The organism is Paenibacillus sp. NPDC057886, assembly GCF_042796655.1.
GTDB lineage: Bacteria > Bacillota > Bacilli > Paenibacillales > Paenibacillaceae > Paenibacillus.
On sequence record NZ_JBHVMZ010000001.1, the window covers coordinates 1,165,420 to 1,187,319 of the forward strand.

General features: G+C 46.2%; 11 protein-coding genes. 9 read left to right on the forward strand and 2 right to left on the reverse strand.

Annotated features, from left to right (window positions below):
- Positions 1-43: 43 nt before the first annotated feature.
- The 5 genes from ACFVQB_RS05195 to ACFVQB_RS05215 all read left to right on the forward strand — a co-directional run bounded on the left by ACFVQB_RS05195 (position 44) and on the right by ACFVQB_RS05215 (position 7,340).
- Positions 44-1,696 carry a type 2 periplasmic-binding domain-containing protein gene (locus tag ACFVQB_RS05195; protein WP_379435312.1) on the forward strand — a complete coding sequence of 551 codons (1,653 nt, stop codon included), beginning with the start codon at positions 44-46 and terminating at the stop codon, positions 1,694-1,696.
- Positions 1,697-2,038: 342 nt separating this feature from the next.
- The gene (locus ACFVQB_RS05200; protein ID WP_379435313.1) at positions 2,039-3,775 is read left to right on the forward strand and encodes an extracellular solute-binding protein; all 1,737 of its coding nucleotides are present in this window, start codon (positions 2,039-2,041) and stop codon (positions 3,773-3,775) included.
- 61 nt (positions 3,776-3,836) lie between these two features.
- Complete coding sequence (locus ACFVQB_RS05205) at positions 3,837-4,751, forward strand: ABC transporter permease (RefSeq protein ID WP_062319870.1); 915 nt, start codon at positions 3,837-3,839, stop codon at positions 4,749-4,751.
- Between the two features lie 13 nt (positions 4,752-4,764).
- Entirely contained in the window at positions 4,765-5,658 is an 894-nt protein-coding gene (locus ACFVQB_RS05210; RefSeq protein ID WP_379435314.1) for a carbohydrate ABC transporter permease, read from the forward strand.
- 59 nt (positions 5,659-5,717) lie between these two features.
- Entirely contained in the window at positions 5,718-7,340 is a 1,623-nt protein-coding gene (locus tag ACFVQB_RS05215) for a glycoside hydrolase family 13 protein (protein ID WP_379435315.1), read from the forward strand.
- A gap of 104 nt (positions 7,341-7,444) precedes the next feature.
- Here ACFVQB_RS05215 and ACFVQB_RS05220 read toward each other — a convergent pair whose 3' ends face one another.
- Positions 7,445-8,338, reverse strand: a complete 894-nt coding sequence (locus ACFVQB_RS05220) for a LysR family transcriptional regulator (RefSeq protein WP_379435316.1) — start codon at positions 8,336-8,338, stop codon at positions 7,445-7,447.
- A 182-nt stretch (positions 8,339-8,520) separates the two neighbouring features.
- Here ACFVQB_RS05220 and ACFVQB_RS05225 point away from each other — a divergent pair, with 182 nt between their 5' ends.
- Positions 8,521-9,576: a YeiH family protein gene (locus tag ACFVQB_RS05225; RefSeq protein ID WP_379435317.1), complete on the forward strand. Its 1,056-nt coding sequence runs from the start codon at positions 8,521-8,523 to the stop codon at positions 9,574-9,576.
- Positions 9,577-10,269: 693 nt separating this feature from the next.
- Positions 10,270-13,611, forward strand: a complete 3,342-nt coding sequence (locus ACFVQB_RS05230) for a discoidin domain-containing protein (RefSeq protein ID WP_379436341.1) — start codon at positions 10,270-10,272, stop codon at positions 13,609-13,611.
- 118 nt (positions 13,612-13,729) lie between these two features.
- Here ACFVQB_RS05230 and shc read toward each other — a convergent pair whose 3' ends face one another.
- Complete coding sequence (gene shc, locus ACFVQB_RS05235) at positions 13,730-15,625, reverse strand: squalene--hopene cyclase (protein WP_379435318.1); 1,896 nt, start codon at positions 15,623-15,625, stop codon at positions 13,730-13,732.
- A gap of 354 nt (positions 15,626-15,979) precedes the next feature.
- Between shc and ACFVQB_RS05240 the strand changes: the two genes are divergently transcribed.
- Positions 15,980-17,491, forward strand: a complete 1,512-nt coding sequence (locus ACFVQB_RS05240; protein ID WP_379435319.1) for a glycoside hydrolase family 30 protein — start codon at positions 15,980-15,982, stop codon at positions 17,489-17,491.
- Between the two features lie 229 nt (positions 17,492-17,720).
- Positions 17,721-21,806, forward strand: a complete 4,086-nt coding sequence (locus ACFVQB_RS05245; RefSeq protein WP_379435320.1) for an S-layer homology domain-containing protein — start codon at positions 17,721-17,723, stop codon at positions 21,804-21,806.
- Positions 21,807-21,900: the final 94 nt, after the last annotated feature.

A 21,900-nucleotide genomic window follows, 5' to 3' on the forward strand; every position in this document is an offset into this window, starting at 1 on the left:
CTCCGCATAACCGACTGACAATCCGGTGAAAGAAGGGAACGCAATGATCAAGAAGATGGCTGCGTGTGTTGTTGTCGTCAGCTTGATTGCAGGTATAGTATTTTTCAGTATTTCATACTTTTGGGAATCGCCAATTGGACCAGCAGCAACCATACCTGACACAGTCGCCACCGATCCATTTGGAAAATATGAACATTCCGTTTCCATCCGGTTGGGATATGTGGTCGACCCGACAGGTACGGATCTCTCCGAAGGAGAGACATTAGAAAAGAACATGTGGAAAACGGCGATTAAACAAAACCTCAATATTGATGTTGAAGTCATGTGGCAGGTATCCAAGGAGAATTTCGGTCAGAAAATTGATCTGGCTATCGCTAGCAATGATTTGCCAGATGCGATGATCGTTAATCAGGTTCAGTTGAATGAGATGGTCAAAGCAGGAGAAATTGAAGATCTGACTGAGGCATATGCAAGCAGCGCTTCACCCGAGATGAAGAAAATTATCGACAGCACCAACGGATTGGCACGGGAACAAGTGACCTTTGAAGGGAAAATGATGGCTGTTCCGTCTGTGACGGCGGAAGACTTTAGCATGCTCTGGATTAGGCAGGACTGGTTGGATCGTCTTGGATTGAAACCACCAAAAACGGTGGATGAACTGGAACTGATCGCAAAGGCCTTTGTGGAGCAGGACCCGGATGGTAACGGGAAAAGGGATACGATTGGGCTTGCTTCAAGCACGAGTCTGTTTAACGATTTTAATAACAGCGCTTTTGCTTTTGATTTAACACCGATCTTCTCAGCTTATGGGTCTTTCCCCGGATATTGGCTCGAAAAAGGTGGAATACCTGTATACGGTTCGATTCTACCAGAGACGAGGAACGCCTTGGTCAGGCTTCGTGATATGTATGCCAAAGGTCTCCTTGATCCAGATCTGGGCATCCGCAAAGAGCCAGAGGAAACCGTCATTAACGGACAGGCGGGGATGTTCTTCCAAGGTTTCTTTGCGGGCTACTGGCCTCTCCCAAGCGCTTGGCTGAATGATCCCAAGGCGAACTGGCAGGCTTACGCGCTCCCGCTGGATGCAAACGGAGCATACCATGTGAAGGTGGATAATCCCTCAAGTTCTTTCCTGGTGGTAAGAAAAGGGTATGCTCATCCGGAAGCGATCATTAAAATAAACAATCTGTACCTCCGTGATGAATTCAAGTATGGTACCAGCTTTATGCTGAGCCGCAATTTCTTTGCCCCTGCAGATGAAGCACGATTTGAATCCAAAGCCGTGCAGGAGATACTCGCAGGAACCAAATCACCAGCCGATTTCAAGGACAAGTCCGAATATAAGCTGCTGGAAAATACGGTTTTGACGATCAAACAAACCAAGCTAAAGCCTTATGATCAACTGGGCATTGCGTATTGGGATCAGCACAGCGAGAACTTTATGCGTGGTTATTCACTGCTTGTCGGTGGAAGAAACTTTTTTGATCCGAATATTCATAAAGTTCGAAGCATTACCTACAAACGTACGCCAGCAGTGGAGAGGTTGTGGGGCAAACTGTCCAAGCTGGAACATGATACATTTTTGAAAATTATTTTAGGCGCTGCACCGATCGATTCATTCGATCAATTTGTACAGGAGTGGAAGGAACAGGGTGGCGACCAAGTGACTGCTGAAGTGACTGCATCCCAGAAGTAGCGCTGAAGTGCTAACCTATATACGCTGAATTCCACACATTATTGTACTGAATTCGATCATTCATAGCCGGTAGACTCTTGTTTGAGGAGTTTGCTGGTTTTTCTTTGTGCCACACTCGCTGTGCCGCCCTCCCTTATTAACGAGGATAGACAAATGTAAGCCGGTAGGTATGACAAATGTTCTCAACCTCAAAGTTGCTCGTAGATCCAGGTGAAAACTGTATACATTTCTCTATCCAAAGAAGCGTTTAATCCCTATCTCGATTAGGCTTCTCTAAGTTTTATAATGAAAGCGCAAACAACATGATAGAGAAATAATCAGAACGAAGGGGAGTTGAATTTGATGAGAAATAATTGGTCAATAAAAAGCAAACGGTTGACGAAACGACTTGCTGTGCTGTCCATGTCCGCCCTGATGGTTTCCGTCCTTGCAGCCTGTGGGGGAACCTCCAATCCGCCGACCGCTGAGGATGCAGGCCAGTATGAGGTGACACCAGGAGACCCGTTTAGTGCCTATAAAGACGAAGTGACGGTAACGATGGGGCGTGTTACGACGGCGAACCCGAAATTGCCGGCTGGAGATACATATGAGAACAATGCGTATACCCGTCTAGTCAAAGAATCGTTTAACGCACAAATTAAGGACCAATTTGAGGCCAACGGTGAAGATTACAGTCGTCAAGTTTCTCTTGCAATCGCTTCCGGGGAACTACCCGATATGATGCGTGTCGATTCCAAGGATGAACTTAAAGAACTGGTTGATAATGATTTGATTGAAGATATGACGGAAGTGTACAAACAATATGCTACGGATAACATCAAGCAAATTTATGACTCCTATGATGGCCGCGCACTGGACAATGCCACAATCGATGGACGACTGATGGGCCTTCCGGCGACTTCCCTGGATTCCGCACCAACTATGGTCTGGGTTCGTCAGGATTGGCTGGATGTGCTGGGAATCAAACTCGATGCTGACGGAGACGGTGCCATCAAGCTGGAAGATGTAGAGAAAACAGCAGAAGAGTTCCTGAAAAAAGATCCTGGGCAAACCGGGAAACCGGTGGGCATTCCCTTTGTGAACACCTTGAATACGACGGACTATAATGGTTCTGCCTACACTATGCTGGGAGTTGCTTCAACCCAAGGCGCGTATCCTCAATATTGGATGAAGAGTGAGGACGGCAGCATCGTTTATGGTTCGACTACAGAGGAAACCAAACAGATGCTTGGCGTTATGGCCGACTGGTTCAAGAGAGGGATTATTGACCCGCAATTTGGAACCCGTACATTTGACGATATCACTGCACTTTACACCAATGGCCAGAGTGGAATTGCTTTTGGACCGTGGCACATCCCAGACTGGGGACTGAGCAGTGTCAAGCAGATGGATAAACATGCGAAATTCACGGCTTACACGCTGGAAGATGCAGACGGCAAAGTAAACGTGGCACACGCCAATCCATCCGGTCAGTTTATCGTTGTGAGAAAAGGATATGAACACCCGGAACTCGCGATTAAAATTATTAATCTGTTCTACGATAAATTGGCAAATGACAAAGATGTGGCAACTTCCATGCCAGAAGCAGCCAAGTATTTGGAAAGTGGCGTAGACGGTTCCACCAGACCTTTTAATATTGAAGTCAACTCGGCAACATCCCTGCTGGATGATTATTCCGACGTCGTTCGTGGAATTAAAGGCGAGATCGGTTTGGATCAAGTCCGTACAACGGAATCGAAGAACAACATTGGCAGTATCCAAACGTACTTGAAAGACCAGGATACGGATGATCTAACCGCGTGGTCGAAATATCACTCCCGTATGAACGGAGTGGGGCTGATCGATAAGTTGACGCAGGAAGGCAAATTCAACTGGATGACGCCAGCGTTCTCTGGAACTACACCAAGCATGAAACAGACCTGGGCTAACCTGACCAAAATGGAACAGGAATCTTTCATCAAAATCATAACGGGTGCGGAGCCGCTGGATTACTTCGAAACGTTCGTCAGCAATTGGAAGAAACAAGGCGGCGACCAAGTGATTCAGGAGATCGAAGCCGAGAGCACATCCCAAAAATAATTAAGCTAACACTGCTGATAGGCTGCGATAAGCAGCCTTTCTTCAGGAAAGGGGTTCATCCATGAAGCAGGAAAAATATAAAGCAAGAAACCGATTGGGCACGGGTGCCATGTATCATATGATGATGCTGCCTGGCATTTTATTTTTGCTGGTATTCAGCTACATTCCAATGGTTGGTGTCATTACGGCGTTTCAGGATTACGTACCAGCCAAAGGTATGTTTGGCTCCGAATTTGTTGGGCTCAAGCATTTTATTTATATGTTCAAGCTGCCGGACATCGGCCAAGTGATTAGCAATACGTTGGTGATTGCCATCGCCAAGATTCTACTCGGCACACTGATGGCCATCATTTTTTCCATTTTATTAAATGAGATCCGCTTTAAATTCGTTAAAAAATCCGTGCAGACGATTGTATATTTGCCTCACTTTTTGTCTTGGGTTGTTCTGGCCTCCGTGGTGGTTAACATGTTCAGCCTGGATGGAAGTGTAAATCAGATTTTGGCCTTTTTCGGTTTGGAAAATATTAATTTCCTTGGAAGCAACACCTGGTTCCAACCGCTGATTATCGGGACAGACGTATGGAAGGAATTCGGTTATAGCTCTATCGTTTATTTGGCTGCAATTACCTCGATTGATCCCGGTCTGTATGAAGCGGCAGGGATGGATGGAGCGAGCTGGTGGAGAAAAGTATGGCATATTACGTTGCCAGGCATGCTGCCTATTATTCTGCTCATGGGAGTCATGAGTCTGACTAATATTTTGAGTGCAGGCTTCGATCAAATCTACAATCTGTATAACCCGGTTGTCTATGAGTCGGGCGATATTCTGGATACCTATGTATACCGGATTGGTCTCGTTGGCAGACAGTATAGTTTTGGTACGGCCGTTGGGTTGTTCAAGTCAGTAATTGGTATTGTTCTACTATTGTCTGCCAACGAATTGGCCAAAAAATACACCGACAGAAAAATATTCTAAGGAGGCGAAACTTGTGTCTTATTCCGCAAGCCTGAAAGACCGAATGGGCCGGTTTGTCATCTACGCCATCGTTATATTGCTGGCCTTGATCTGCCTCCTTCCATTATGGAATATCGTTGCGATTTCATTCAGCAGCAGCGAGGCCGTCTCGGCCAATGCCGTAGGTCTGTTACCCGTCAATTTTACAACAGCAGCTTATTCGAAAATTATTGATGATGCGCAGTTCTGGCGCTCCTTTGGCATTTCCGTTCTACGTGTGGTGCTATCCCTTGTGCTCAACATGATTCTCATTGTTTTGATGGCGTATCCGCTGTCCAAATCGAAAAGGGAATTTAAGGGCAGAAATATTTATATGAATGTCATGATTTTTGCCATGCTGTTCAGTGGAGGGATGATCCCCAGTTATCTGCTGATCAAAAACCTGGATATGCTCAATACGATTTGGTCGCTTGTACTGCCAGGTGCTGTCCCGATATTCAGTGTTATCCTTGTGATGAACTTCTTCGCCGCAGTACCGAAAGCACTTGAAGAAGCGGCTTTCATCGACGGAGCGAACGCGTTGCAGGTCCTCTTCAAAGTGTATGTGCCCGTGTCTATTCCGGCGCTGGCGACCGTATCCCTATTCAGTATCGTGGGCACGTGGAATGATTTCTTCAGTGGATTGATCTATATGACCAAAGTTAGCAATTATCCGCTGATGACCTATATTCAGTCGCTTAATGTGAATATTGCGGAGCTTCTTCAATCCGGCACCAACTCGGCTCAACTCAGCAATCTGACTGAGATTTCGAACAAAAATCTAAATGCAGCCAAAATCGTAGTTGCTGTCATTCCGCTGCTGCTGATTTATCCGCTGCTGCAAAAATACTTTGTGACCGGAATTGTTGTGGGGTCGGTAAAAGAATAATCGTGAATGGAACGGAATCCGGAAAAGCAGAATGGAGTTCAAGAGAAAGGTGATACCGTATGGGAAATAAAAAATGGTGGAAAGAAATTGTTGTATATCAAATCTATCCGCTCAGTTTTCAGGACAGCAATGGTGACGGAATTGGGGATCTGAAAGGAATACTATCCCGTTTGGACTATTTGCAGGATCTTGGAATTGGAGCAATCTGGCTCTCACCCGTATGCAAGTCCCCACAAGACGACAATGGGTATGACATTTCTGATTATCAGGATATTGACCCGATGTTTGGTTCCCTTGAGGATATGGAATTGCTGATTCAGGAGGCAGGCAAACGGGACATCCGAATCATCATGGATCTGGTGCTTAACCATTCCTCAGACGAACACCCATGGTTCAAGGAAGCACGGAAAAGTAAAGATAATCCATACCACGATTATTATGTGTGGAGAGATGGAGTGGAAGGAACACCACCCAACGATTTAGGTTCAACATTTGGCGGATCAGCCTGGGAATGGGTTCCAGAATTAGGGCAATATTATTTGCATCTATTCTCTGTCAAACAGCCAGACCTTAACTGGGAGAACCCTAAGGTTAGGCAGGAAATTTACGATATGATCCAGTGGTGGATGGATAAAGGCGTAGGCGGTTTCCGGCTTGATGTTATCGATCTGATTGGCAAGCAGCCTGACCTCAAAATTACAGGCAATGGACCAAATTTGCACAAATATATGCATGAACTCAGTAAAGAGACATTCCAAAAGGGTGACCTGTTAACCGTTGGAGAAACATGGGGGGCAACGCCCGAGAGTGCCAAGCTTTATAGCAACCCGGACGGCAGTGAACTATCCATGGTCTTCCAATTTGAACATATTAGCCTGGATGAGCAGAAGGGGAAAGGCAAGTGGGATCTCCAGCCGCTGGATCTGCTTCAATTAAAGAAAGTGTTGTCCAAATGGCAGACCGAGCTGAAGGGCGAAGCCTGGAACAGCTTGTTCTGGAACAACCACGACCTTCCACGCATCGTATCCCGATGGGGGAATGAAGGGGAATATCGTGTGGAGTCTGCCAAAATGCTGGCGACTCTTCTTCATGGCATGCAGGGTACGCCATATGTGTATCAGGGTGAAGAGTTAGGCATGACGAACGTACGTTACCCCATTGAGGAATACCGTGATATTGAGTTGCTGAATCTGTATAAGGAACGGCTTGAGAGGGGTTATACAGAAGAAGAAGTGATGGAATCCATCTATGCGAAAGGCCGTGATAACGCACGTACGCCGATGCAGTGGGATGCTTCCGAAAATGCGGGTTTTACTGAAGGTAAACCATGGATTTTGGTGAATCCCAATTATACTGGGATTAATGCGGAAGAATCTATAAATGATCCGGATTCCATTTACCATTACTATAAAACATTGATTCAGCTACGAAAAGAACATGAAGTGATCATCTATGGGGATTATGAACTGCTGTATCCGGAAGACACCAACCTCTTCGCTTACACACGGACACTTGGTGATACAAAATTGCTAGTACTGTGCAACTTCTATGGCAATACCGTTACGTTCGATATACCTGAGGAGTTTACAGAGGATAAAGCATTATTAATTAGTAACTATTCGGACGTCCTTTCAGAGAATGAACTTCGCCCTTACGAAGCAAGGATGTATCTACAAGTGTAAAAAAACAATAGCAGTATAGGCACAAATGGTATGAGATCAAGCTGAAATGATGCTATCGTGTGAGCGAAGGGTGTAGAAGATAGAGGGTCGAAGGCGTATAGCCTTCAACCCTCTTTTTTGACGAAAAGAAGCTTCTGCAAGAAAACATCAAGCGACATGGAATGTGAATGCTCCTTGTGGCGGATGATAGAGAAGCTGCGTTCCAGATGCAGCTGTCTAATTCGCAATTCTTCGACTTCCCCGGTTGCCAGCTCCTTATGAACAATCCATCTGGATACCATAGCAATTCCGAGTCCAGCAGCAACAGCTTCCTTCACACCCTGACTGCTGGTGAAGACATAGGACCGCTTGGGACGGATTGCAATCTGTTCCATAAAATGATCGCTAAACGCGCGTGTTCCCGAACCCAACTCACGAAGGACCCAGACCTGATCCTGTAGCATATTTTGCTCTACCACGACGGAACCGGAGAGGGGATGACCGGAAGGAGCTACAACGATCATCTCATCCTTCATGTAAGGGATAACGTCAAGGTCTGCCGAGGCTTGCGCTTCACCCTCCACAAATCCGATATCCAGTTGATTCCCCCTAACCGCAGATAGAATCTCCTGGGTATTGCCAATCGTAACCTGGATGTTGACCTGCGGATACTGTGCTGCGAATTCTGCCAGCTTCTTAGGCAAAATATATTCACCTATGGTGAAGCTGGCTCCGATCTGAATGCTTCCGGTCACCTCATCCCGCAGCATCTGAATCTCCTGCCGCGCTTCCTCGTAGCGAGCTTGAATGACTTTGGCATGTTTGTAGAGGATTGCCCCCGCTTCAGTAAGGGACACCTGCTTTGGCGAACGATGCAGCAGCTTGGCTCCCAACTCATTCTCCAGATTTTTGATGTGCAGGCTCACCCCGGGTTGGGACAGGTTCAGCAGTTCTGCGGCCTTGGAGAAATGGCTTTGTTCCACAACGGTAACGAAGACTTTTAATGCATCAGTAATCATTATAATTCCTCATTTGAATAGTGTATTTTCATGGTAACAAGCCTATTGAACCCATTTTAGCATATGATACCTCATCAATCATAAGTTTTTGTAATGATTAGGATCGCAGATTCATATTTCACTTCCTGTCTTTCTGCTTCTATAGTGAGGATATACTTTATCCAACAAGGAAGTGTAGAGCTATGATCTTACAGACACAATTGAGATTCGTTAAAAACATAAAAGTAGTTAGGAACCGGGGATTTCTGCAGGGGATCGGATTGACTTTACTGCTCTCGTTCATTGCCAAGCTGTTGGGTTATCTGCCGCTCTTAAATATCATGGGTCAACTGGTTATTGCAATTCTGCTTGGCATCCTGTACCGGGCCTTGCGTGGCGTTCCGCTGACCGCTCAATCAGGGATATCCTTCTCGGGAAAACGATTGCTGCGCTTCGGCATCATCTTGCTGGGTCTGAAATTAAACCTTCTGGATATTGTCCATGCAGGTTACAAAGTGGTTGCGCTAGCGGCAATCAATGTTATTGTTACGATTTTTGTTGTCTACGGACTGAGCAAGTGGTTAAAGATCGACAAACGCATAGGTTTGCTGACCGCTTGTGGAACAGCCATCTGCGGTGCCGCGGCAGTGGTCGCGATTGCGCCACAGATCAAGGCCAAAGATGAAGAAACAGCAGTAGGTGCGGCCACGGTGGCTATTTTGGGCACAATCTTTACTCTAGCCTATACATTACTGTATCCTGTACTGGGTTTAAGTGCGAATGGATATGGCGTATTTACAGGCGCTACGCTGCATGAAGTTGCCCATGTCATTGCTGGAGCTGCACCTGGAGGGCAAGCGGCAACTGATATGGCAGTCATCGTGAAGCTAACCCGGGTCGCCATGCTGGTGCCGATTGCACTGATCATCGGCTTATGGAGTGGACGACAGGCGCGTGGGGGAAAGCAACAATCAACTAAAGGAATCCGGTGGCGTGAATTGCCAGTACCCTGGTTCATTTTCGGTTTTCTGGCCATGAGTGGATTAAACACGCTGGGCATTATTCCGCAAGAGATGATCTCGGGACTTCTGGTTCTTTCCTATATGCTGCTTGCGATGGCCATGGCTGGATTGGGGTTGGGTGTGGATATTGCAACCTTCCGTCGTCTGGGCAAGAAACCTTTTTTGGCAGGATTGCTGGGCTCTGTCGTTTTGTCCGTGATCGGCTTCGTGCTGGTTTGTGGTTTTGGCCTGAACTAGGGCGTGTATTCACATTTAGGTATTTCACTATATGACGTTAACAAAGGCACGTATAGATCCTTGTGGAGCCATGCGTGCTTTTTGTTGTTCGAGAGATGCTGATCATCAAATCCAGAACGAACACGACAAATGAAATGACGAACATCATGGAATATAATGCCGAATGGTACAGGGTTTGCTGGCGTACAGGTTCGTCATGAACAACGCACCACATTCTTGATTGCTTCATTATGAATGCGCTTTAATATCTCAGGAAAAGTATAATACCTCCACTTGAAAATATAAAATTTTCCTTTTATGTAAATAAGTCCGGAATACACACATGAAAGTCTGGATAACGATGTACTTTCAGATCACAAGTATTCGGGTTGCTTGTAAACATCCAAAAAAGAACATTAAAAGTCCGAATACCGTCTCTAGGGGTCCGATAAGGAGAAGAGGAAGCAGTTTATACTAAATCTATTCCAGAGATTACAAATCCAAGCAGGAAAGCAACTTCAGTATATTTGCTGGAGAGAAGGATATAAGGAACTGGTGGTTCATTCAGAAGTATTTTAATAAGGGGGTGATGATCGGCGCAGCGAAAAAACAAGGAAGATCAACCGTCCATTCATTGAAAAACCATTTTGCTAATAACCTGAGGAGGAATTGAATTTGCGCAACAAGTACATTGTGTGGTCACTCGTATTAACGATGCTGATCTCGAACGTATTCCTGACTGTCGGATTTCCATCACCTGTATCAGCAGCCGAAAGACCGGACCTGGCACAGGGCAAACAGGTTACCGCGAGCGGGTACAACCAAACATACAGCCCGACCAATGTGATTGACAGTAACCAAGCAACCTATTGGGAAAGTACCAATAGCGCGTTCCCCCAATGGATTCAAGTGGATCTTGGCACCAACACCAACATTGACCAAATCGTATTGAAGATTCCGACAGTGTGGGAAAAGAGAACCCAAACGATAACCGTGCAAGGCAGCACGAACGGTTCATCGTTCACAGATATCGTAGGTTCTGCGGATTATGTATTTAATCCATCGGTTGGGGAGAATTCGGTTACCATCGATTTTCCTGCTGTCGAGACAAGGTACGTTCGATTAAGCGTAACGGGCAATTCCGAATGGCCGGCAGCTCAACTGTCTACATTTGAAATTTACGGCCCAGCCAGTGAGGGACCAACGCTACCTGGCCCCGATCCTGTGGATCCCCCAATCCCTACAGAGGGAAGCAACATCGCCATCGGTAAGTCGATTACTGCATCGTCCAGCACTTTATCCTTCGTAGCTGCGAATGCAAACGATAACAATATCAATACCTACTGGGAAGGGGGCAGCAATCCAAGCTCACTGACGCTGGATCTCGGCTCCAATCATAAGATTACATCCATTGTACTTAAACTGAACCCGGATCCGGTCTGGAGCACCCGAACACAGACCATTCAAGTGCTTGGACATAACCAGGATACAACAACCTTCAGTAATCTGGTCTCCGCCCAATCATATATATTCAACCCGGCTTCCGGTAACACGGTGACCATTCCCGTTACAGCAACGGTTAAACGTCTGCAATTGAACATTACCACGAACTCGGGCGCTCCTGCCGGGCAAATTGCTGAATTTCAGGTATTCGGCACACCTGCACCCAATCCTGATCTGACGATTACAGGCATGTCCTGGTCTCCATCTTCACCAGTGGAGAACAATGCCATCACCCTTAATGCCATCGTCAAAAACATTGGTTCTGCCGCTTCTCCAGCTTCTAGCGTCAACTTTTATCTGAACAACGAGCTGGCGGGTTCCTCCCCAGTAGCTGCTTTGCAAGCAGGGGCTTCGACAACGGTCTCGCTTAATGCTGGCAATAAAGCAGCTGCATCATATACGCTCAGTTCCAAGGTAGATGAGAATAACCAGATCATCGAAGAGAATGAAGGAAACAACAGTTACACACACACCTCTTCTTTGGTGGTTGCTCCGATTACAAGTTCTGATCTGGTAGGTACGGTCTCATGGAGTCCTGGAAATCCTACAGCAAACAGTACAGTAACGTTTACGGTTAATCTGAAAAATCAAGGAAACATGGCCTCCGCAGGCGGAGCACACGGAGTTACAGTGGTTCTCAAGAACGCTGCCGGAGCAACGCTTCAGACGTACAGTGGTTCCTATACCGGTACATTGGCGCCGGGAGCTTCGGTCAATGTCAATGTGGGTACATGGACTGCTGCAACCGGTAATTACAATGTGACAACTACCGTTGCAGTGGATAATAATGAAGCTCCGGTAAAACAAACGAATAATGTTGTTACAACAGGTTTGAACGTATATTCTGCCCGTGGTGCAAGCATGCCTTATACCCGGTATGATACAGATGATGCTACCCGTGGTGGCAGTGCCACTCTGAAATCCGCACCGACCTTTGATCAGGCTCTGACAGCTTCAGAAGCCTCTGGTCAGCGTTATATCGCTCTTCCTTCCAACGGTTCCTATGCACAATGGACTGTTCGACAAGGGGAGGGAGGCGCAGGTGTAACCATGCGATTCACGATGCCGGATTCCGCAGATGGCATGGGTCTTAATGGTGCACTTGACGTCTATGTTAACGGGTCCAAGGCCAAAACGGTTCCTCTGACCTCCTACTATAACTGGCAGTACTTCTCCAGCGATCATCCGGGAGATACACCAAGCGCGGGACGTCCGTTGTTCCGTTTTGATGAAGTGCATTGGAAAATGGATACGCCTCTAAAAGCGGGAGACACCATTCGTATTCAGAAGAGCAATGGGGATAACCTGGAATACGGTGTGGATTTTCTTGAAATCGAACCCGTTCAGGCTGTAATCCCACGCCCGGCTAACTCCGTCTCTGTAACCGATTTCGGTGCGATTGCAAATGATGGCAAAGACGATCTTGCCGCATTCGATGCGGCAGTCCAATCCGCGGTTTCCACAGGCAAAACTCTATATATTCCGGAGGGCACGTTCCATCTAGGTAATATGTGGAAAATTGGTACACCGACGAATATGATTAACAACCTTACTATTGTAGGTGCAGGCATCTGGCATACGAACATTCAGTTTACCAACCCTAATGCAGCCTCAGGCGGGATTTCTTTCCGTGTGCAGGGCAAGCTGGATTTCAGCAATATTTATATGAATTCCATGCTGCGTTCACGCTATAACGAGAATGCAGTTTACAAAGGCTTTATGGACAATTTCGGTAAAAATTCAAAGGTCAGCAACGTATGGGTCGAGCACTTTGAATGTGGTTTCTGGGTAGGGGATTACGCCCACACACCTGCAATCATTGCCGATGGCCTAGTGATCGAGAACAGTCGTATTCGGAATAACCTTGCCGATGGCGTCAACTTTGCCCAAGGCACGAGCAATTCGACTGTGCGCAACAGCAGCGTCCGCAACAATGGTGATGATGGTCTGGCTGTATGGACCAGCAACGTGAATGGTGCTCCTGCCGGTGTGAACAACACATTCTCGTTCAACACGATTGAGAATAACTGGCGCGCAGCAGGCATTGCATTCTTTGGTGGTAGCGGACATAAGGCAACCAACAACCTGATTGTTGACACGGTTGGCGGTTCAGCGATCCGAATGAACACCGTTTTTCCTGGATACCATTTCCAGGATAATACAGGTATTCTGTTCTCCGATACAACGATCATTAACAGCGGCACAAGCAAAGATCTGTACAATGGTGAACGCGGAGCCATTGATCTTGAAGCTTCCAACGATTCCATCAAGAACGTAACGTTTACCAATATTGATATCCTCAATACGCAGCGCAGTGCCGTTCAATTCGGATACGGCGGCGGTTTCCAGAACATTGTGTTTAACAACATCAACATTAATGGTACTGGTCTGGACGGAATTGAGACATCTAGGTTCACAACCCCGCATAAAGGTGCAGCAATATACACCTATACCGGAAATGGCTCTGCCACATTTAATAATCTGACAACCAGCAATATTGCCAACCCTAATGTGAATCAGATTCAAAGTGGCTTTAATTTGATCATTCAATAATTTTTTTCAACAAAACAGGGAGCTCTATGAGTTCCCTGTTTTGTTAGGTTCAGTAGAGGAAGAAAGGGTGAACATTGATCCGGATCTGAAAAGAAAGTAACTACCCAAAATAAAGGTTTTAAGATGCCCCATATTTTCTTCTGTAGTGACTTAACGTAAGTAGAGGCCAAATATATGTATAGCTGTGATAGTTAGAATAGAAGTTGCCGGGCAGACCGGCGCCTGTTGGATAAGTGGTTCTCCAATCGTTTTCGTGTATCGATGCAATAAGCCTTAGAATACCTTGATTTATCTCAGGTGTGGTTTCGGGTTGGACTGCAATGAGCGCGTCAAGCGCCCAGGCGGTTTGGGAGGGGGTGCTTTCCCCTAATGGCACATAGTGCAGGAGTCGGTCACTATGACAAGATTCTCCCCATCCACCGTCGGAGTTCTGGATGCTTAAGAGCCACTGGGCTGCTTTTTGCACTGTATCATGGCTTGTAGACACCCCCACAGCCGTAAGACCTGTTAATGCAGCCCAGGTACCGTAGATATAACATACACCCCATCTGCCGTACCATGAGCCATCCTTCTCCTGGTTTCGAATGAGCCATTTCGTACCACGTTTGATCCATTCATGCCTGGTATCAAGCCCGGCAAAGTTTCCGAGATACTCCAGAGTACGTCCCGTTAGGTCAGCCTCTGAAGGGTCTGTAGCCGCAGATTTGGCACCATCGATGGCGAGCCAGGTGAGCATTTCCTTGTTCGTATTTTTTTCGAATGCCGGCCAGCCGCCATCTTTATTTTGCATGGACAGAACCCAATTCAGTCCGCGATTCCAGGATTTCTGAAATGTTGGAAGAGTAGTGGACAAGCTTCGGATAGCCCGTAAAGCTGCTGTTGTATCATCCACGTCTGGATTGATTGTATTCGACTCCGAAAATCCCCATCCTCCAGGGATAGTATTCGGATTATGGATGCTCCAGTCGGCTGTTTTATCTTGCTGACGGGAGAGCAAATAGGAGGCCGCGAGTTGAATAGCCTTATGGTCATTGGTAAGAGAAGCCTCCTGCAATGCGTAGGTGATTAAGGCTGTATCCCACACGGTAGAGGGGGAGTTTTGAATCGTTGTTTGACCTCCAGAAGAACGGCACTGCATTGCCGTGAGTCCGGTTATGGCTTTTGTGATCAGGGGATGCTGCTTATCGTATTTTAGGGCCAGTAGGGCAAAAATCATGAGAATCGTACTGCTCCCATAGCTGTATAATGTGCCATCAGACTCAATCCGGCCTATTATGAACTGTTCCGCCTTCGTTCTTGCAGTGTCGTGGATGTGGCGAGGATTACCGAGCAGTCGGCTTCTCCCGCTTAGAATGTTGTCCTGCATTTCCTGATATCCCGGGGTAGTTGACTCATCTACAACATTTCGTAAGTCGGTCAGATCAGACAGATCGGGAGCATGGGGTACTGTGAGGGCGAAGCGCAGGTCTGCCATAATGAGCATGGGAGTGAGGTGAACTCTGGAATAACCGGAAAATTCAAAATAGTTGATGGGAAAATAGGTAGGGAACATCAGTATCTCCAGCGGGATCATAGATATAGATAAAGGCCATTTCATTTGTCCAGTAGCGGCAAGTATGGCTTTGGTCAAAATGCTCGTAACTTTTCCGATACCCCCTTTGGATTGAATGTACTGTTTAGCTCGCTGGATTGGCTCGTCCGTACTCTGGCTGTACCCGGAGTAAAGCAGGGCGTAGTAGGCTTCAACCGATGCGGATAAATTTCCATCCTCTTCATCGGCGTACAATCTCCAGCATCCATCTTGTTGCTGTTCGTTAAGGATACGATCATGCAACTCTCGGATTAGCGCTTCATTCGGAACTTCCAATATGCGAAAGAGAATGATGACATACGCATCAATGACCGTACCGTTCTCAAAACAAAAATGCCAGGAACCGTCTTGCTGCTGCTGTTGAAGCAAGGATGCCGTCAGCCGACCGATTTCCTCATCAATTGCGCTCAGTACATGGCTCATTCCACGGATACCTCCATAGTACGTCATTTTTGTATTATATGATGGCAAACAGGGGGACATGAGGAGCAGAATGAGCGCAAAATCCAGTCCATTTCGGGGTTTTCTACAATTTAAAATAAAAAAATGAATTTTACTGTTGAAATTTTTTCCAATAAAGTGTATAAATATCTTTGTTAACGCTTACAAAATTTTGATCTATATCTTTCTCCGATACCCTTCAAAAAGGAGGTGTAAGTGCTACGACATGCAATAACTGAAAAAAGGACTTTATACTTTTGAAAATGAAATCGATTTCATTTTATGGTGTTTGATATTTGGCTGTTCAAATTAGAATAATTCAAAGGAGATATGTTGATGAAGATATGGAAAAAGAGTGTGTTAGTGTTATTGTCCACTTTTCTGGTAACGGCGGGTTCATATGGTTCATATGTGCCCAAGACTGCACATGCAGCGGGTGAACAGGTGGAGGTATGGATTTCAACTTCAGACCCCAATTCCGAACCGGCAGTGGGGCTTAGAACAGATGCGAGACTCACCAAGATTGCATCAAAAAACTTCAGCAGCAACTCAGGCAATGCGGATGTTACCATTACGGTCAACGAAAACCAAACGTATCAGCAAATGGATGGTTTTGGAGTGTCATTAACGGATGCGTCCGCATGGCTCATGAACTACAAGCTGGATAACAACAAACGCGCGGAAGTCATGGAAAGACTGTTCGGCAACACAGGGATCGGGCTCAGCTTGTTGAGACAGCCGATCGGCAGCTCCGATTTTGCCTGGGCCGCCTACACTTATGCCGATACGCCAAATGATACGTCACTCAGCCAATTCACGATCGACCGGGACAAGGCTTACATCCTGCCCATGGTCAAAGCAGCAATCGCCAAGAATCCCAATATCAAAGTCATGGGCTCCCCGTGGAGTGCTCCTGCCTGGATGAAATATTCCAACAATCTGAACGGCGGCAAACTGAAAGCAGAACACTACGGAACATATGCGAATTATTTCAAAAAATACATTGAAGCCTATCAGGCTGAAGGTGTACCCATCTATGCTGTTACTTTGCAAAACGAGCCAATGTACGAGCCATCCCATTATCCTTCCATGGGTATGAATGTACAGGATCAGACGGGCTTTATCGGCGATTATCTTGGACCAACACTCCGCAATGCCGGAATCAACACCAAAATTATTGCATTTGACCATAACTTTCTGGACTGGAACTTCCCGAACCAGGTCATTACGAATCTGAAGAACGCAGGCAAGGGCAGCTACGTATCCGGCAGCGCATTCCACCATTATGACAGTGGGGACGGATCGACAATGACCTCCATGCATAACAGTCACCCGGATAAGGAAGTTTGGTTCACGGAGGGTGGTTTCGGTAACTGGAATGATCCGCAGAATGGGACCTCATCAGGTTTCGATAATATGATGAACGAGTTCATTAATATTACGAGAAACTGGTCCAAATCGATCATTCTCTGGAATGCTGCCCTGGATCAAAAAGACGGTCCAGCATTGCTTTCACCGAACAACACTAACAAAGGCATGATAACAATCCGCAACTCGGACAACCGTAATGACGCTCCTGAGAATAATGTCACATATCACAAACAATATTATTTGCTGGGTCACTTTAGTAAATTTGTAGTACCAAATGCATACCGCATTGACAGCAACACCGGATATGAAGTCAAAAATGTGGCTTTCCGCAATCCGGACGGTTCCAAAGTGGTAGTTGCCTACAACTCTTCCAGCTCGTCGAAAAATGTGAAGATCCAATGGGGCAGCCAAAGCTTCGTTGTCACTATTCCAGGCAAGTCCGCCATGACGTATAAATGGTATGGAAATGTTTCTTAAGGGGTAACAGGAATTCAGATTCCCTCATCCAACAAACTAGGGGCCGCGAGCAGTCGCGGCTCTTTTAATTTGCTTTTATTTAAAGATCATCCACTGTATACATTTCTTGCGATTTTTACATATTAAAGGATTTTACAATTTTAATATTATGATTTTTTAGTTTAACTGTCCTCTTACATTGGGTTGATATACTAGCCTGAGCTTTTATATGGGAGAGGGGTTAGACAACTTGAAAGACATCAATAAGCGCTGGGTAGCAAGGATCCTTGTGGCAGTAATGGTTATCCAATCATTCTGGACTTTTGCAGGAATCGGACATGCCGCAGCATCAGAAAACCTTAATACCAGCAATTTGGCGAAAAACGTGGTAATCAGCCATTTTTATGGAGGCAAGAAAGACGACGTACTCGACGTGTACGGCAACGACTTTGTAGAACTATATAATCCGACAGCAGAACCTGTTTCGCTGAACGACTGGTCTATACAATTTGCGGATACCCAAAAGAATAATTGGAAAGTAGCTCAGTTGGGTACAACTACTGCCCAGATTCCGGCATATGGCTATTATCTGATAGCGCTTGGCAGCAATGGCAACGTCGGTGAGCAGCTTCCGCAGCCGGATGCCACTGAAGCTTCTTTCAAACTAGGCAACAACAGCGGAAAGCTGGTTTTGTTAAATACGACACAACTGTTGATAGCTAACGATCCGACGGCAGATGTTTTACAGGAACATGTAATTGATTTTGTTGGATATAGTGCTGACGCTTACTGGGGGAGTCCGGCACTGGAAGCGGGCAAGCAGAGCACCATGCAACGTTTGGTGTATGATCCGCTGAATCCGGAGAATAGCACTACCGCAGCTGCGTTTCCGAATCGCGGCAACAACTGGGACACTCGGAATAACGGAAAGGACTTCGAGAAGGTCAAAGGTGCGAAGGCTCGCAATTCAAGTACAACTTCCGCTTATGTCATTCTGGAAAGTAATCAAAGGTTAGAGATGCAATCGGCTTCGAGTGTAGATCCTGTACATAACAAGATTACGTTGAATGCATTTGGAGGTTTGGTTAAGCAGGGACCATGGACATCCGATGATTTCAGTGTGCTGGGCCTCCCGGCAGGTTTCTCTGCTGAAGCCAGTGCGAACGGAGATCAGATCGAAGTGACCATAATTGGAGACGGTACCGGGAATGTGGTTTCAGACAGCCTTCTGACATTTGAGATTCATCCTGGTGCGTGGGATCAAGTACACAAACCAGCCTCTTCCTTAACGGTGTATCAAGGGAGCAATACCGTAACATTCGCTCAATTCACGCCTTCCAATAAGATTGTAGCAACATTGGACTCCTCATCGTCCAACATTCGTATGAACAGTGCGAAAGACTTGAATACCACGATCCAACTCAATCTTAGCGCCGGTGTTCCCGTGGATGGGGTATTGGACTCGAATGCTTACAGTGTGACGGGGCTTCCTGAAGGAGACTGGAGCATCAAGGCTGAGGGCCGAAGCATTGATTATACGATTACGCTTTCCATTTCGGGTACATCCGCTTCCGCTGTCATGAACACAGTCATGCTGAATGTGACGTTAATGGCTGAGGCTGTGCAGGATACGGACTGGCTGGCTTCGGAAGTGATCAGCGTCCCCCTGCTTCGGTACAGTCAACCGCTTCTTGCTGATGAGAATCGCAAACATGTCGTTGAAGAGAGCATCATAGCGGACAATACAGGTTTTAATGACCCTGCCACCAAAGAATATAAATATGGAAGTGATGCCATGGGAACGAACGAATACACCTTCCTGCGTGGTACACATTCCTTATTCAAGGCTGATCTGGCAGCGGGTCTTATTCCTTCTCCAAATTCGGTAATTCCAGGCTGGAACGAGAAGGACATCCTTACTTACACGCAAGGTGACGCCCATATTCAGAATGTGGGAACTTTTAATGACAGTACCAATCAAATGGTGTTCAGTCTGAACGATGTGGATTCTTCCGGAATCGGCAGCTTTTATGACGATCTGATTCGCTTTGTTACAAGTATTTATGTAGTCAAATACGAAAAAGACAGCTCCGCGATTGCCAATCTGCAGGACGCCGATTTCCGGGACGTATCTCGCACCTTTCTAAAGACCTATAAGGATACACTGATTGAGATTAATAGCGAGATAAGCCCGAAAAACACCAAGTTGACCAAAAGCAATGTAACGCCTTATACGAAAGAGGTCATGGACAAAGTCTCCAAAGTGTCTTATGAGGAAGCATTGCAAAAATTGCTCGGCAAGCGGGCACTTGATGGAAAATTAAACATTGCCGGTAACTCCGATAAGTTTGAATCCGCGACGGATGCGGAGAAATCTTCCTTGCAAGCCGCTTGGGAAGCATACAAATTGCAAGTCAGAAGCAATTTCCCTACCCTGAGTGACGATGAATTCAATGCCTACTTTAAGATAAAGGATATTGTTCGCCGTATTCATCAGGGAATTGGCAGCATTGGGGTTGAACGCTACAATGTACTGATCGAAGGAGCGAGTGAGGTCAATACGGATGATATTCTGCTTGACGTGAAAGAGCAGACTCGGGACGCCAATTTATCGAAAGATGCTTATCTTAAAACTTCGGTTGATCCCGATTCTTATCTCGGTGTACTCGAAGCAATGAATCGCTCGTATCTGATCAAGGAAGTCTCACCTTTTAAAGGGGATTACACAGATAAACCATTTAAGAACAAGGAAGAGCTGGAGCAGTATTTGGTCGATGCGGCCAAGGCTTACGCTTATGCAAGCTCACGCTTGGACAAGGTATCCGATGTGTTGAACTACCGTTTTGAGGAACGTTTTGTAACAAATATCGTACCCATCTGGGATGATTTGCAGAACTTTATTCTTAATGCAGCGGAGGATTACTCCCACCAGGTCGCAGCGGATTTTGCGCTTGTAAAGGAAGATATGCGAACCGGGAAGCTGATTGACGTTTCCACATTGGGTGATTTATCTGTTGATAAAGGCTCCTTGACTCCAGCATTCAATCCTGCAATTACGGCGTATACTCTGAATGTTGAACAAGCAACAGACTCCATCAGTATTACGGCGAAGGCTACGGATAGCCAGGCTACCTTGTCTGCTAAAGGTGAACCTTATGCAAACGGAATAAACCAATCTTTCGGGTTGTCTGTTGGAAAAAATGTAATTCCAATTACGGTGCAAGCACGTAATGGATCAAGCAAGATTTACAGTATAACTGTCGTCAGAGCCGGAGATTCCTCCTCGGTTCCACCAACGTCTTCGACTCCTTCGACTCCTTCGACTCCTTCAACTCCAACTGGAGGAACGAATGGTGATCAAACGGGTACCACTGCCAACAGTGGAACGATTACTGTGAATGGTGGATCGTTGAGCCTGGGCGGGGTCAAAATCAATGTGCCAGCCGGAGCGATGGAGAGCAGCATCGTCATTTCCGTAAATAAAGTAAGCCAAACCTCGAATCTATTCACCGATTCCACATTGAAACTGCTCGGGGATGTCTATGAGATCACGGCGAGCAAGAGCGGGGACTTCACCAAACCGGTGACTGTAACCGTGCCATTCGACAAGAATAAGGTGGACTTTAATAAATCAGTAGTTGGATTGTATTGGTTTAACGAGAAAGTCCAAAAGTGGGTTGCACTCGATAATTTGAGAGTGGATCAAATGAATGGAACGGTATCGGGAACCATTAATCATTTTACCAAGTTTGCTGTTCTGGTGTCCGATAAGACCGTAACGCCAACTCCGGAAGGGACCAAAAATTTCACGGATCTCGTAGGACATTGGGCTTCCGGCAGTATTATGGATTTGGTTGAACTCGGTGTGATCCAGGGTTATCCGGACAACAGCTTCAGACCGGATAAAAAAATTACCAGAGCCGAATTTGTTACTCTTTTCATTAAGGCTTTACATCTGCAAGGCTCTGCTGACAAAGGGTTTGCGGATACTACGACGCATTGGGCGCAAGATGCGATTTCCACTGCGGCAGGTCTGGGCATTGTGAATGGATATAGTGATAACACCTTTGGTCCAGATGAATTGGTGACCCGCGAGCAAATGGCGTCAATGGTCGTACGTGCAGCGCAGATCGCTGATCCAGACAGTAATATCAGCTTCTCCGATGGCGCTGAAATATCCGGTTGGGCACATTCAGCACTTGCTGCGGTCATTGCCAATGGGCTCGTTAACGGTTATCCAGACGGAACATTGAAACCGAAAGGAAATACAACTCGCGCAGAAGCCGCTACACTCATCGAAAGAACTATTCAATTGAGAAAACAATTAACAAAATAAATTCAAGAATACAAAAAGGCTGCTCTCCAGCAAATTTAACTTGTTGGGAAGCAGCTTTTTTGTATTCTTTGTTTCTTTTTGTATCTGGTTAATT